Annotated in this window: 12 protein-coding genes; 2 read left to right on the top strand and 10 right to left on the bottom strand. The window is 57.6% G+C overall.

What is annotated here, in order from left to right; all coding sequences use genetic code 11:
* Window positions 1–5: 5 nt before the first annotated feature.
* From KUV52_RS17775 to rppH, 8 genes are all read right to left on the bottom strand, one after another.
* The gene (locus KUV52_RS17775) at window positions 6–1,226 is read right to left on the bottom strand and encodes a Bcr/CflA family multidrug efflux MFS transporter (RefSeq protein ID WP_222527279.1); all 1,221 of its coding nucleotides are present in this window, start codon (window positions 1,224–1,226) and stop codon (window positions 6–8) included.
* 62 nt (window positions 1,227–1,288) lie between these two features.
* Window positions 1,289–2,197 carry a transcriptional activator NhaR gene (nhaR, locus tag KUV52_RS17770; RefSeq protein ID WP_222527278.1) on the bottom strand — a complete coding sequence of 303 codons (909 nt, stop codon included), beginning with the start codon at window positions 2,195–2,197 and terminating at the stop codon, window positions 1,289–1,291.
* A 1-nt stretch (window position 2,198) separates the two neighbouring features.
* On the bottom strand, window positions 2,199–2,582 hold the full coding sequence (locus KUV52_RS17765; protein WP_222527277.1) for a hypothetical protein: 384 nt from the start codon (window positions 2,580–2,582) through the stop codon (window positions 2,199–2,201).
* Between the two features lie 32 nt (window positions 2,583–2,614).
* Entirely contained in the window at window positions 2,615–3,793 is a 1,179-nt protein-coding gene (gene nhaA, locus KUV52_RS17760) for a Na+/H+ antiporter NhaA (RefSeq protein ID WP_222527276.1), read from the bottom strand.
* 555 nt (window positions 3,794–4,348) lie between these two features.
* Window positions 4,349–5,182: a thymidylate synthase gene (locus tag KUV52_RS17755; RefSeq protein WP_222527275.1), complete on the bottom strand. Its 834-nt coding sequence runs from the start codon at window positions 5,180–5,182 to the stop codon at window positions 4,349–4,351.
* Window positions 5,179–5,973, bottom strand: coding sequence for a prolipoprotein diacylglyceryl transferase (lgt, locus tag KUV52_RS17750; RefSeq protein WP_222527274.1), 795 nt, complete (start codon window positions 5,971–5,973; stop codon window positions 5,179–5,181). The genes KUV52_RS17755 and lgt overlap by 4 nt, the downstream gene beginning before the upstream one ends.
* 72 nt (window positions 5,974–6,045) lie before the next feature.
* On the bottom strand, window positions 6,046–8,280 hold the full coding sequence (ptsP, locus tag KUV52_RS17745; RefSeq protein WP_222527273.1) for a phosphoenolpyruvate--protein phosphotransferase: 2,235 nt from the start codon (window positions 8,278–8,280) through the stop codon (window positions 6,046–6,048).
* A complete protein-coding gene (rppH, locus tag KUV52_RS17740) occupies window positions 8,277–8,819 on the bottom strand; it encodes an RNA pyrophosphohydrolase (protein ID WP_222527272.1) in 543 nt (180 codons plus the stop codon). Before rppH ends, ptsP begins: the two co-directional genes overlap by 4 nt.
* 630 nt (window positions 8,820–9,449) lie before the next feature.
* Here rppH and mutH point away from each other — a divergent pair.
* Together mutH and KUV52_RS17730 are read left to right on the top strand one after the other, a co-directional pair.
* Window positions 9,450–10,118 (top strand): DNA mismatch repair endonuclease MutH, encoded by a 669-nt coding sequence (gene mutH, locus KUV52_RS17735; protein WP_222527271.1) that lies wholly within the window; start codon window positions 9,450–9,452, stop codon window positions 10,116–10,118.
* Window positions 10,119–10,314: 196 nt separating this feature from the next.
* Window positions 10,315–11,358, top strand: coding sequence for an adenylate/guanylate cyclase domain-containing protein (locus tag KUV52_RS17730; protein WP_222527359.1), 1,044 nt, complete (start codon window positions 10,315–10,317; stop codon window positions 11,356–11,358).
* Here KUV52_RS17730 and KUV52_RS17725 read toward each other — a convergent pair.
* Entirely contained in the window at window positions 11,306–12,211 is a 906-nt protein-coding gene (locus KUV52_RS17725; RefSeq protein WP_222527270.1) for a hydrogen peroxide-inducible genes activator, read from the bottom strand. The genes KUV52_RS17730 and KUV52_RS17725 overlap by 53 nt on opposite strands.
* 101 nt (window positions 12,212–12,312) lie before the next feature.
* Window positions 12,313–12,927: a 5'-deoxynucleotidase gene (yfbR, locus tag KUV52_RS17720; RefSeq protein WP_222527269.1), complete on the bottom strand. Its 615-nt coding sequence runs from the start codon at window positions 12,925–12,927 to the stop codon at window positions 12,313–12,315.
* Window positions 12,928–13,242 lie beyond the last annotated feature (315 nt).

Below are 13,242 nucleotides of genomic sequence, written 5' to 3'. Positions count from 1 at the left end.
CTCCATCAGGATGATCCTTGCGGCGCCATCCTACCACGAACCATCCACAGATAGACGATACCCGAGCTAAACAGGCACAGACTCATGGCCCCCACCATTGCCCAGGGGGAGTCCGTATGAACCAAGCCCATCATTCCGCCAATCAGGGCACCGGCCAGAAAGCGCATAAATCCACCCAGCGCGGAGACTGAACCCGCCGCGCCGTCAAACGCATCCAGGCTGAGTGCCGCGGCGTTGGCGGAGATCAGGCCCATTGGCCCCATGATCAGGACCACCGGCACCACCACCTCCCAGACGTCCCCAATCTGCAGCCACTGGCCAAACACCAGCAGCATAGCTCCCGTCACGCCAATACCCAGACCGATCCCCAGCATCCTGCTGGAGCCAAGACGGGCAACATAGCGGGCGTTCAGGCTGGTGAGGGTCATCATCATCAGGATATTGGCGCCAAAGTAATAACCGAACTGCTCCGGCGGAACGCCATAATACTGGATATAGACAAAGGGAGAGCCGGTGATAAAGGCAAAGAGAGCGGCCGAAGCGCCGATGCCGATCACCTGGTAGCCCATGCATTCGCGGTGGCGCAGGATGCGCCCATAGGTGGCCAAAGCGCTGCTCAGTTTCAGCGGTGAACGGGCGGCTTTAGGGAGGGTTTCCCCAATCACCAGCCCGATGGAGAGCGCCAGCAACGCCGCCACCCCGGCCAGAAGCCAGAACACGCTGTGCCAGCCAAAGAACAGCAGCAGGTATCCGCCCAATACCGGCGCCAGAAGTGGAGCCAGATTCATCACCAGCATGCCGAAGCTCATTGCCCGGGCAAACTGGTCTCGCTCAAACAGGTCACGAAGCAGCGCCATCACCACAACCGACCCGGCCGCGCCCCCGACCGCTTGCAGTACCCGTGCTGCAATCAGTTGCTCCACGGATTGCGCCAAAGCACAGGCCACACTGGCCAACGCAAACAGCCCCAATCCTCCCATCAGGATCGGCATCCGGCCCAGACTGTCTGTCAGGGGCCCATAGAGCAGTTGGCCAAAAGCGAATCCAAGCAGATAGAAGCTGACGGTGTACTGCATGATCTCCACCGGCACGGAAAACTCCGTCGCCATAGTGGGTATTGAGGGCAGATACATGTCGATGGCCAGTGGGGTCAGGCCAGCGAGGGCGCCCAGGAGGGCAATCAACACCACATAAGGTGGGCGGGAGTGGGATGATGATGTGAGCATGGTACCGCGAAACTCTGGGCAAGACTGGCCATCATCCCATCAAGGCCAGTCCGTGAGCAAGATCAAAGCGGGAACGCGGGCGCTTCCTCTCCCCGGAAAAATTCTCCGAAATCGGTTTCCAGCAGGCTGCGTACCGCCGGGTGCTGAATCATCCGTTCAGCAAACATGACGTAGTACTCCTCCTGCACCTCTTCGGTTTCCCCGATCAGGTGAAACCCCTGAGCCAGCATCTCATCCCGGTACAGCGAAGGGATGACAAACACGCTGTCGGTGTAGTGGCCAAAGGCTTTCATCATGGCAGAGTCGTCAAACTCACCGGTGATACGGGGTTCCAGACCAATCTCATCGAACCAGCGCAGCATCTGCTGTCCCAACGCCGTCTTGCGGTGGGGGATCAGCAGTTTGGCCTGTGCCAGGTTAACCGGGAACTCCCCATCCAGCGGACGTTTGCTGATAAAGCTGATGCCACACTGACCCAACTTTTTACTGAGGATCTCCGGCAGCTTGAGGCTTTCCGCATCGCTGCCGGAGAGCACCACATCCAGCTTATGCTGACTGAGGCGCTCAACCAGATTCTCGTCAGTGGATTCGTAGCAGTTGAGGTGGATGTTATCCCCATCCGGCATGACCGACAGCAGCAGCCGACTGGCCACCGATTTCGACAAGGCATCGGATATCCCGACCTCAAACAGAATCGAACTGTCCTTGTTGTAGTTGAGCAGGTCCAGCATCTCGTAGGAGAGGCTGTACATCTTGTCAGCGTAACGAAATACCAGCTCCCCCAACTCCGACGCCACCAGCGCTCGACCCTGACGTTTGAACAGCTTGCCACCCAGGCGCCGCTCAAGCTGACGGATCTGACCGGTTACCGTCTGTGGCGTCAGGAACAGGGCGTCGGCGGCTTTCGCCACCGAGCCTTTTTTCCGCACCATCCAGAAGTAATACAGGTGGTTGTAGTTGAGGTGCGCCATATTACTTCGCCTGGCAGTGGAAGAGCGCAACCAGTGCCTGCTGCAGCTCCTCCTGGGAGGTCAGCAGCCCCTGCTCCACCAGCTCATCCAGCGCGAGTACCATCTGGTCTCTCTCTGGCAGGCGGTCCTCACAGAACGCCTTATTAGCCTGCTGGAAGCGGCGGCCTGAGCGATACTTCAGCGCTCGCTCAGCGTAGGTACTGGTGTCCAGCGCTGGCACCTTCATCATCGCGCCCAGGGCCAGGGCGCCATCCACGGCGCCCTCCAGGTAGCCCAGGCAAGCCTGACTCTTCGGCTCGTCCTGACACATCGCCAGGTTGATGTCATCCGCAAAGGCGGACGGGGTAATGGCCAGAGCCAGCACAACGCCAATCGCTTTTTTCATAATCCTTCACTCACGTTCTTATTGTTACTGCATCAGGCAGCGTTGGGTTGCTCAGGCAGAGTCTTCTTCAAAATGAAGTAACCCAGTACCGCAGCGACACCAGAGCCAATCAGGATGCCCAGGCGGGACAGGTCACCGTAGTTCAGCAGGCCCGCTTCGAAGGCAAGAGAGGCCACGAACATCGCCATGGTGAAACCGATACCACAGAGCAGAGAAACTCCGAGCAGGTGAATCCAACGCAGTCCTTCCGGCAGAGTCGCTACCCGCAACACGATCGCCAGCCAGCTGAACAGCATGATGCCAAGCGGCTTACCCAGCAGCAGGCCCAGGGCGATGCCCATCGGCAGCGGCGAAGTGATGTCCGACAGACCCAGACCACTCAAGCTCACACCTGCGTTGGCAAAGGCAAATATCGGCAGGATAAGGAAGGTGCTCCAGGGGTGCAGGGTGTGCTCAAGGTGCTCACTCGGGCAGTGGCCATGCTTATCCTTCTTCAACGGGATGGTGAAGGCCAGGACAACACCCGCCAACGTCGCATGCACGCCGGATTTGAGCACTGCGACCCACAGCACCAGTCCGATCAGCATATAAGGCATCAGGTCACGGACACCGCGACGGTTCAGCATCAGCAGGCCCATGATGGCCACTGCCGCTACCGCCAGGCTGGTGGTGGAAAGAGAGTCGCTGTAGAACAGCGCGATGATGATGATCGCCAACAGGTCATCGATGATCGCCAGAGCCAGCAGGAACACTTTGAGTGCCGCCGGAACGCGACTGCCCAGCAGCGCCAGTACCCCGAGGGCAAAAGCGATATCGGTTGCCGCCGGAATTGCCCAACCGTTGCGGGCGGTGGCGTCATCGTAGTTGAAGGCCAGGAAAACCAGAGCCGGGGCCAGCATGCCGCCAATGGCAGCAAAGGTCGGTAGAGCCGCTTTGCTCGGGCTAGAGAGTGCCCCTTGCACGAGCTCGCGCTTCACTTCCAGACCAATCAGCATGAAGAACAATGCCATCAAGCCATCGTTGATCCAAAGCAACATCGGCTTGTCGATGTCCAAGGCACCAACTCGAACCTGAACTGGGGTGTTCAGGAATGAGTCGTACATGGCATCCAGTGGTGAATTGGCAAGAGCCATAGCCACCGCCACGACGATCATCAAAATGATACCGCCGGACGACTCCTGACTCAGGAAGTCTTTAATTGCGTGCTTCATTACACTCCTCCGAAATTAACAGGTTGAGTGTAGACGGCCCGCAATCAATGAGAAATTCGTTTCTATCGCCAGATTACTTCGGAATACCCGAATTGTGAGCTGGCGCACATTGCACGGTTTGTTGTATGCGACGGTTGTCGCTTTATGCAGCTAGGTTACATACACCTGCGATAGGCTACCCCTGAACAACTGACAAACAAATGCTTTCATGAGAATGACTTACCATCAATGTGAACAAGGGATGAACGAGTGTGGCCCAGTAAATAGTTACACATTGATGCGCTCTCCTGATGCGTTCCCAGCGCGCTCTTGAGGCAGGAAAAGTGTGGGTAAAACCACGACTCCACTTTTCCTTAGAGTCACCGGGCCTCTGCAAGAAATTTCCGAAGAAAAGCACCGAACAGAGGCGGGAACCATCCGAATCCGAGGAAACTGCCCCTCGGAGATTTGATCAATTGGAGTGTAAAGGGCCCATCGGCAATGAAAAATTCGCTTGTGCCGGTCTTTGCAACCGGGATTGCCGAAGCGTCTTGCCAATGGGCCGGCCTTAGGGGATCAGATGGCGACGGGGGCGGGGATGTGGGGCTGAGCCTGGTAGTCGTGCAGCTCAAAGTCCTCAAAGCGATAGTCGAAGACGCTCTCCGGACAGCGGTTAATCACCAGCTTCGGCAGAGTACCGGGACTTCGCTGCAACTGAGTGTTTACCTGCTCAAAGTGGTTCTTATAGATGTGAACATCGCCACCACTCCAGATGAACTCACCCACTTCCAGGCCAGTCTGCTGCGCCACCATGTGGGTCAGCAACGCGTAACTCGGAATGTTAAACGCCAAACCCAGGAAGCAATCGACAGAGCGCTGCGTCAGCATGCAGGAGAGTTTGCCGTTGGCCACATAGAACTGGATAAAGGCGTGGCAAGGCGCCAGCGCCATCTTCCCTGCGGTGGCGTTGTCCGCCGGAGAGCGGCCTTCATCGGGCAGATCCGCCGGATTCCACGCAGACACGATGATCCGGCGGCTGTTGGGACGCACCTTCAGATCCTCAATCACCTTGGCGATCTGATCGATCTCCTGACCATCCGGAGTTTTCCAGTGGCGCCACTGCACGCCATAAACCGGCCCCAGTTCACCTTCGTCGGTGGCCCACTCGTTCCAGATCCGTACGCCGTTCTCCTGCAGGTAGCGGACGTTGGTGTCACCACTGAGGAACCACAGCATCTCGTGCACAATCGATTTCCAGTGCAACTTCTTGGTGGTGAGCATGGGGAAACCTTCGCTCAGATCAAAACGCATCTGGTGACCAAACACTGAGCGTGTGCCGGTGCCAGTGCGGTCATCCCGATCCACCCCGTTGGTCATTACGTGGTTGAGCAGATCCAGGTAGGCTTTCATCGAGCGGTCTCCTTAACAGCGGGGCGCATCATCAGGTAAGCGCCAAAAATAAGCATTGGGATGGTCAACAGCTGGCCCATGGAGAAGCCCCAGTACAGGCTTAGATGGGCATCCGGTTCACGGACGAACTCCACCAGGAAGCGGGATACGCCATAACCCACCAGGAACAGGCCAGCGACGGCACCGGGTTTATCGGTGCGTTTCATGTACCACTGCAGCACCAGGAAAAGCACCAGCCCTTCCAGTGCCGCTTCATACAGTTGCGATGGGTGACGAGGCAGCGGGCCCGCGCCGGGGAACACGATGCCCCAGGGCACATCCGTGGTGCGTCCCCACAGCTCGCCATTAATAAAGTTGCCGATTCGGCCCAGTCCAAGTCCGATCGGTACGGTGGGAGCAACCAGGTCCGCCACCTGCCAGAAGGTGCGCTTCTGACGATGGGCAATAAAGAACATGGCGGCAATCACACCGAGCAGGCCACCATGGAACGACATGCCACCCTCATTGATGCGGAACAGATAGAGGGGGTCTTCAATCAGCCATTGCCAGCCATAAAACAGGACATAGCCGAGCCGTCCGCCCAGCACCACGCCCAGGAAGCTGTAAAACAGCAGGTCGGAGACCTCCTCCCGGGTCCAGCCAGAGCCAGGCTTATCCGCATGGCGATTAAGCAGCCACAGCGCCGCCAGAAAACCCAGCAGATACATCAAGCCGTACCATCGCAGGGCCAGAGGGCCCAGCTCAATGATCACAGGATCGATCTGGGGAAACGTAAAATACTGATCAGACATGGGGTCGAAACCTTAGTGTTCTCACAAGATGAGGCGGACGGGCCTCTAGGATAGAGAGTTGCAGCGGGGATGTCATCGGGTGGAACCGGGGACCAACTCAGGATGGCCAATCTCAACCAGGTGTGCCATCAAACACTGGCGCACCGCCTCACCATCAGCCTGACTCAACAAACGCTCTCTCAGGGAGGGCAAGGATGACAGGTTCAGGTTTTCAATCAGGTAGTGGATCGCACCGAGAGACTGGGTGTTCATACTCAATTGCCGGTAACCCAGCGTCAGCAGCATCAGGGCGCCAAGCACTTCGCCGGCCAACTCGCCACAAAGGCCCAGCTCTTTGCCTTTCGACTGCTGCGCAATCTGGTCCAGCGCGGCAACCATGGACGGGTGGAAACTGTCGAAACTGGCACTGACCTGGGCGTTGTTCCGATCCACCGCCAACAGGTACTGGGTCAGGTCGTTGCTGCCCACCGAGGCAAAATCGAGCCACTGCCACCAACGACCAAGCTGGAACAGGGCGGCAGGAACCTCCACCATAATGCCCATCGGAGGCGCCGTTACCGGTCGTCCCAACTCTTCCGTCAACTCATTCACCGCCTGCTCCAGCAGGCGACGGCAGCTTTGGATCTCTTCCAGCCGGGAGATCATGGGTACCATAATCTTCAGGTTGTCCATCCCATCTGCCGCGCGCAATAGAGCCCGGATCTGGGACAGGAACAGGTCAGGATGATCCAGAGAGAGGCGCACGCCTCGCCAACCGAGGAAGGGGTTATCTTCACGGATGGGCAGATAGGGCAGAGGTTTGTCGCCCCCAACGTCCAATGTTCGAACCGTTACCACCTTTCCATCGGCCCTCTCCAGCAACCGGCGGTAGACCCGCTCCTGCTGCTGCTCGGTGGGAAACTGATTGAAGGCCATAAAGAGCGCCTCGGTCCGATACAGACCGATGCCACTGATGCCGGGTTTGGCCAACACCCGCTCTTCGGAGGTCAGTCCCGCGTTGAGAAGCAGCGTGACCGGTTGACCATCCGCGCTGACACAGGGACGCGCCAACTGCCGACGGAAACGCTCTGAACGGGCTTCCAGCCCCTTCTCCAATGAGCGAAACGCCCGAACCACCTCATCAGTGGGCTCAATCCAGAGGCGTCCTTCCAGGCCGTCGACCACCAGCGTTTTGTCCGCCAGCTCATCAATACGAACCCCTTCAACTGCCACCAGAGCGGGCAGGCCCATGGCCCGGGCCAGAATGGCAGCATGAGAGTTCACACCGCCTTTGATGCTGATGATCCCCGCTAACTTATCTCGGGGGATCTCCGCCAGCATTGGCGCCGTAATCTCCTTCGCCACCAGGATGACGGGATGCTCCGGTGCCGACGAAGCCAGCCCGGGACGCGCCAGTTGGTCGAGCAGTCGTTGCCCCAACTCCCGAATGTCCGCCGCCCGTTGCCGAAAATACTCGTCGGACATCGACTCAAACTGGCCAACGTACTGGCACACCACCTTGGATACCGCCGTCTCCGCCTGCCACCCTTCCGACACACAGGCCTGGAGCGACTGGCGCAGCTGAGGATCGGTCAATAGCGCCTGATAACAATCAAACAGCACGCCAAGTTCTGCGGCCACCTCATCACTCAGGCGGCCCCCCAACTCGGCCAGCTCCTCATTGGTGACCAGCAGAGCACGCTCGATACGATCCCACTCCAGCTCCGGATCCTCGGACTCAATGGCCGGTTGAACCAGGTCGAGCTTGGGACGAGCCAGACGAGCAGGCGCAATGGCGATCCCCTCTGCGGCCACCAGTCCGGGAAAGACGAGGGACTGAGGGTCCTGGGCTCGGGTCAGGGTACGGTCGCGTAACTGAGGAGCCAACTGGCTGGCCAGAGTCACGAGGAAAGATTCCTCCTCCTCGGAAAACTGACGGGCGATCTTTTGCTGGACCACCAGTACACCCAGCGCTTCACGGCGATGAATTACCGGGACAGCTAAAAAAGCCCGATAAGCCTCTTCCTGGGCCTCGGGCAGTAACTTAAACGCTTTGTGTTTGGGCGCATCGGCCAGGTTGATGGGCTCTTCACGCTGGGCAACCAGCCCAACCACCCCTTCACCCCACTTGAGTCGGGAGCGCCCCACCGCATCCGCAGAGAGCCCTTCGGTGGCGGAAAGTAGTAGTGAGCCTGACTCCACCAGATAGAGGGAGCAGCAATCAGTTTGCATGGCCGAGCGGGTCAGCTGGACCAACTCTGCCATTGCCTGCTCGACAGTATTGGCCTGCGACACCCGCTGCACTATGTGTCGCAGTGTACTGATCATCTTTTCCGACGCCGACGCCGATGGCGCGGTTGAGGATTACGTTCTGTCTGACGCTCGCCAGCCTGCATCGGCAAAACCACGGGCGCAAACTCTTTCATCACTTTACGGTAGACGTCGCGTTTGAACGACACCACCTGACGGACCGGGTACCAGTAGTTCACCCAGCGCCAGTCATCGAACTCTGGTCGTCCGCAAGCCGACAGATTGATCTGCGACTCTTTGGCGGTCAGCTGCAACAGAAACCACTTCTGCTTCTGACCGATGCAGAGAGGTTTACTGTCCTGACGCACCAATCGCTTTGGCAAGCGATAGCGCAACCAGCTGCGACTGCGCGCCAGAATGCGCACGTCCTCTTTCTTTAACCCTACTTCTTCATAGAGCTCGCGAAACATCGTCTGTTCCGGACTCTCGCCCTCATTGACGCCCCCTTGCGGGAATTGCCAAGAGTGCTGGCCGAATCGTCTGGCCCACAGCACCTGACCGTGACGGTTACAGATGATGATCCCGACATTGGCGCGAAAGCCATCGTTGTCGATCACGGGTTCATCCGGTTGAATTCCTAACTTATTGCGATTGTTCCACAAAGGGTTGGCGGCGGCAAACAGCAGGTTCACACCCTGTGACACCCACTTATAAACAGAAGATATCCACCAACTCTGTGGATAACGGTGTTCGTAACTGGCGAAAACGGGGAGATATCCATCCAATCCCGCCATCTGCCGCCTCAACACCAACCACGAAAAACAAAACAACCTCCTTTTTAATCAATTGTTTAGCGGATACACAATTTCATCCCCAAGGGATCGAAACTTGGATCGTTCAAAGATCGCCCAACTGCAAAAGCAACGCACCTCCGACCAATATTTCCCGCTTTTTGTCCACAGAAAGGGGGAATTTTTAGGGATTGTGCCCGGCACAGATCTCTGTTAAGCGATCAAAATGGCAAGTTATCCCATCAACCTGTGCACAAGCCTGTGCATAAATCTGACCTTTCTTAAGGATAAATCCAACTCAATGGGCGGCAAGCTTCGCGTATTTGTTCATTTAGTCATATTGATCAGAAACTTAAGCAAGAATGTCCCCTGTAGATAAGTCGCCATCTTTTCGTTTGATTCTTTTTTGCCCAGCCCTCTCTGGCTCTGCTTGATCCCCTTGGGTAGACTGGCGGGATGCCTCACACTCCCCCACAATCGCTCGAACAGCTGATGGCGCGCGCATGCGCCATGGCCGGCCTCACGCTGGGTGAGATCGCCGCGCAACTCGGCGTTCCTGTTCCCACTGACCTGAAACGTCATAAAGGCTGGGGCGGTCAATTGCTTGAGCTGTGGCTAGGTGCCTCCGCGGGCTCCCGTCCGGAACCCGACTTTCCCCATCTTGGGGTCGAGCTGAAAAGTGTGCCCATCGACGAGCAGGGCAAGCCCCTTGAGTCCACCTATATCTGCGTCTGTCCCCTGACCGACCTGCGTGGCCTGCGCTGGCAGGACTCAGTGGTCTGTCACAAGTTAAGCAGAGTGCTGTGGATACCGGTCGAAGGCAGCCGCCATATCCCCCCTGCGCAGCGCCATGTGGGTATGCCAATGCTGTGGGAGCCCAATGCTGAACAGATGGCGGTGCTACGCCGTGACTGGGAGGAGTTGATGGAGCAGGTTGCTCTGGGACAAGTTGAGCAGATCACCGCTCACCAGGGGGAGTACCTTCAGCTTCGTCCCAAGGCGGCGAACCGACGGGTGCTGACCGAAGCGATCGGCCCTGAGGGAGAGAAAATTCAGACTTTGCCACGAGGCTTTTACCTGAGAAGCCGATTCACTGCGGACCTATTAGCTCAATATTACTTGTGATCCTTCACACTGAACCGAGTCGATTTTTGTTCGAGATCACTGGAGGCGGATCCGGATATTGATTACAATCTGCGCCCTGTGCCGTCGCTACGGCGCAACACCCACGTTTTTATCGACTTTTGCGCAGTAACGAATCTTGCAAGCCGGCCAAGAGCTACAGAAACTATTATTTGCGGTGATCGCCTGGACTCTGGCGATGGCCGCTTTTGTGATCTTCCGCTACGCCCTTAGCCCGGTCGCACCAGAGTGGGCGGTTACCGGCGCGGACATGACCACCCTCTCCATCTACCTTGGTACCATTCTGGGCTGCCTCCACTGGCTCTCCAACCTGATCACCGCTGTCAGTCCCATCCGCCGCATGAGCTACCTGATGGTGGTTCTGTTCAAAGGGATGTTCCTGATGATTGGCGCGCTGGTGCTGATCAAGATCACCCTGTGGCTTAACACCTGGGCCCCGGATCCCAACCTGGACCTGCGCTACGAGCAGCTCACGCAGAGCATTCTAAACTCCGCTTCCACTCAGATCCTGGTGGTTTATCTGGTGCTGGTTCGCCTGTGGCTGGCGTTTCTGGAGCAGATGATTCTTCTGGTTGGCCGGCGCAATCTGGTCAATATGGGATTGGGCAAGTACCACCGTCCCCGTCATGAGCAGCGATTGTTCCTGTTTCTGGATATGGTGGGCTCAACACCGCACGCGGAAGCCCTGGGCGACTACCGCTTCAGCCGTCTGGTGCAGGATTGCTTCGACCTGCTGTCCGGCACCGTACAGCGCCACGGTGGCGAGATCTATCGCTACATTGGCGATGCCGTGATCGTGAGCTGGAAGATCAAACCGGGACAGGATCAGACCCAGACGCTGGGGCTCTATTTCGACTTTGTGCAGAATCTGGAGTGGAACCGCCACTACTTCATTGAGCAGTATGGCTTCCTTCCGCGATTCAAAGGTGCACTGCATGGTGGCAAGGTGATGGCTGCAGTGGTGGGTGTGGACAAACAGGAGATCAGTTACTTCTCCGACGTGCTGAATACCCTGGCCCGCCTGCAGGACCAGTGTGGTCCGCTCAAGCGGGATCTGCTGATTTCCGGGCGGGTTCGCAATATGCTCAGCGAGTCCGAGGAGTTCGATATCGAAGCCCTCGGACCCATGCGCCTGAAAGGCAAACAGCAGGAAGTGAAGGTCTACGCCGTTACGCTTCCGCAGCCGGCAGCAGTTCCTGAATCATCTGCCCCAACGTCCTGAAGGTACGCAGACGGCTGGAGGTTTGACGCCATACCAGGCCGATCTCCCGGTAGGGGGCTTCGCCCGGAGGCTGATAGATCTCCAGCTCGGTACCATTGAGGATGCCGGAGTCGATCGCCATCTGTGGCAGGAAGGTGGTGCCCAGTTTGGAATCCACCATCTGCACCAGGGTGTGCAGGCTGGTGGCCGCGAACGGGTTCACCTTGGTGGTGTTTTGCATCTGACAAGCGCTGATGGCGTGTCCAGTGATGCAATGTTCACGCTGCAGCAGGAAGATGCTGTGATCCGGTAAGGATTCGTACTTCACCTCTCCCATCGCCATCTGCTCAGGGTGGCCCACCATCTTAAAGGGGTCGATCCCCACTTTCATGCTGTGGAAACCGCTGGTGTCCACCGGCAACGCCAACAGCAGCAGGTCCAGTTCACCATTGCCCAGCGCGGCAATCAGGTTGTCGGTGGTGTCCTCTCTCAATAACAGAGAGAGGCTGGGAAACTGCTTACCCGCTTCCTTGACCACACGGTTCAGCAGGAACGGCGCAATGGTCGGGATACAACCCAGACGGATGGTGCCCGCCATCGGCTCGCCGGCGCTGAGGGCCAGGTCCGTCATCTCCTGCACTTCAGCCAGCAGGTTCCGGGCCCGGGTTACCACATCCTCACCCAGTGCCGTAAACATAAACGACTTATGGTCACGCTCGATCAGCTGGCCTCCCAGCTGCTCTTCAAGATTCTGGATCCCGGACGACAGCGTGGATTGGCTGACATGACACGCCTTGGCGGCACGGTTGAAGTTCTGCTCCTGATGCAGCTGCACCAGGTAGTAGAGGTTTTTCAGGCTGGGAAGCTTGTTCATACTGGCCTTCAAAGATACCGATTGAGTAAGACAAACCTAATTGATTTATGAACAGGTGTCAGCCTCAATGAAGGGATCGTGATCACAGTTCCGAGCCTGCCTTACTCCCCGGGGGTAAAAGCCGCTTCCACCAGGTCATCGATGGTCATCTGGAAGGCGGGCACAAGCTGCTTCAGGAACCACTCCACCTCGGGCATCGAGTCGATATAAGGGGTCAGGGCGGCCATCACCTTACGCTCAGTCCCCTCAAACTCCTTATTCCCTGCGCGCAGCTCAACCAGCGCTTTGGTGTAGGCGGAGAGCAGATCGGCCGCTTTCACAAAGCGGGCAGTCTCTTTGTCCTCTCCGTGCAGGATCAGCGGGGCGTAGCGAGACTGGAGATTCACCGGAAGCGTGCCAATCAGCATGTGAGAGGCGATCGATTCCATCTCCCGGCACAGCTCCAGCATGCGCGGGTCTCCGTACTTGATGCCGCTGTTCACATCTTCCGTCAGCACCTCGGCCGCGTCATGGAACATGGCGACAACTGCAAGGTGGTTTTCGTCCACTTTGGGGGAATCGGTGAACACCTCATTGCGGATTAACCCCAGACAGTGTGCAAACATCGCCACCTGGAAACTGTGCTCCGCCACATTCTCCCCCCGCGTCGGGTTGGATTTACCCCAGCGGTGGACATTCTGCATGCGAGACATGAGGGCAAAAAATACCGGTTGCATAACACTCTCCTCAGCGCCCTGTGTGGTGACTTCTCAGTCATCACTGATTGATTGAAAATCGATAATGTTCAATGACTTTAGTTAAGCATAACGCGGCAAGCCGTTATCTGCCTTGGTGTCGGCGCCGGGCCCCCATGGCATGCCTGAGCGCTTCAGGCTTGGCTACGTATACGTAATGACCATTGCCGACCATTATGGGCCTGCAGACCAACCCGGCTCAACCGGCGGTGAGCGGCTTAGACGGGGGGTGCCGATAGCGGGAGACTGAGCAGAGCCGACGGCCAGTCTCTGCCCGGTTCGATTGACAGGGTGCTG

Origin of the sequence: Ferrimonas balearica, from assembly GCF_019802055.1 — a bacterium.
Taxonomy (GTDB): Bacteria; Pseudomonadota; Gammaproteobacteria; order Enterobacterales; family Shewanellaceae; genus Ferrimonas; species Ferrimonas balearica_A.
The sequence above is the reverse complement of the archived record's forward strand: the minus strand, read 5'-3'. Positions and strand labels throughout refer to the sequence as shown.

What these genes read in the sequence shown, in the direction of transcription:
- KUV52_RS17775 (WP_222527279.1), bottom strand. Translation starts at nt 1,226, where the DNA reads ATGCTCACATCATCATCCCACTCCCGCCCACCTTATGTGGTGTTGATT.
- nhaR (WP_222527278.1), bottom strand. Translation starts at nt 2,197, where the DNA reads ATGGCGCACCTCAACTACAACCACCTGTATTACTTCTGGATGGTGCGG.
- KUV52_RS17765 (WP_222527277.1), bottom strand. Translation starts at nt 2,582, where the DNA reads ATGAAAAAAGCGATTGGCGTTGTGCTGGCTCTGGCCATTACCCCGTCC.
- nhaA (WP_222527276.1), bottom strand. Translation starts at nt 3,793, where the DNA reads ATGAAGCACGCAATTAAAGACTTCCTGAGTCAGGAGTCGTCCGGCGGT.
- KUV52_RS17755 (WP_222527275.1), bottom strand. Translation starts at nt 5,182, where the DNA reads ATGAAAGCCTACCTGGATCTGCTCAACCACGTAATGACCAACGGGGTG.
- lgt (WP_222527274.1), bottom strand. Translation starts at nt 5,973, where the DNA reads ATGTCTGATCAGTATTTTACGTTTCCCCAGATCGATCCTGTGATCATT.
- ptsP (WP_222527273.1), bottom strand. Translation starts at nt 8,280, where the DNA reads ATGATCAGTACACTGCGACACATAGTGCAGCGGGTGTCGCAGGCCAAT.
- mutH (WP_222527271.1), top strand. Translation starts at nt 9,450, where the DNA reads ATGCCTCACACTCCCCCACAATCGCTCGAACAGCTGATGGCGCGCGCA.
- KUV52_RS17730 (WP_222527359.1), top strand. Translation starts at nt 10,315, where the DNA reads ATGGCCGCTTTTGTGATCTTCCGCTACGCCCTTAGCCCGGTCGCACCA.
- KUV52_RS17725 (WP_222527270.1), bottom strand. Translation starts at nt 12,211, where the DNA reads ATGAACAAGCTTCCCAGCCTGAAAAACCTCTACTACCTGGTGCAGCTG.
- yfbR (WP_222527269.1), bottom strand. Translation starts at nt 12,927, where the DNA reads ATGCAACCGGTATTTTTTGCCCTCATGTCTCGCATGCAGAATGTCCAC.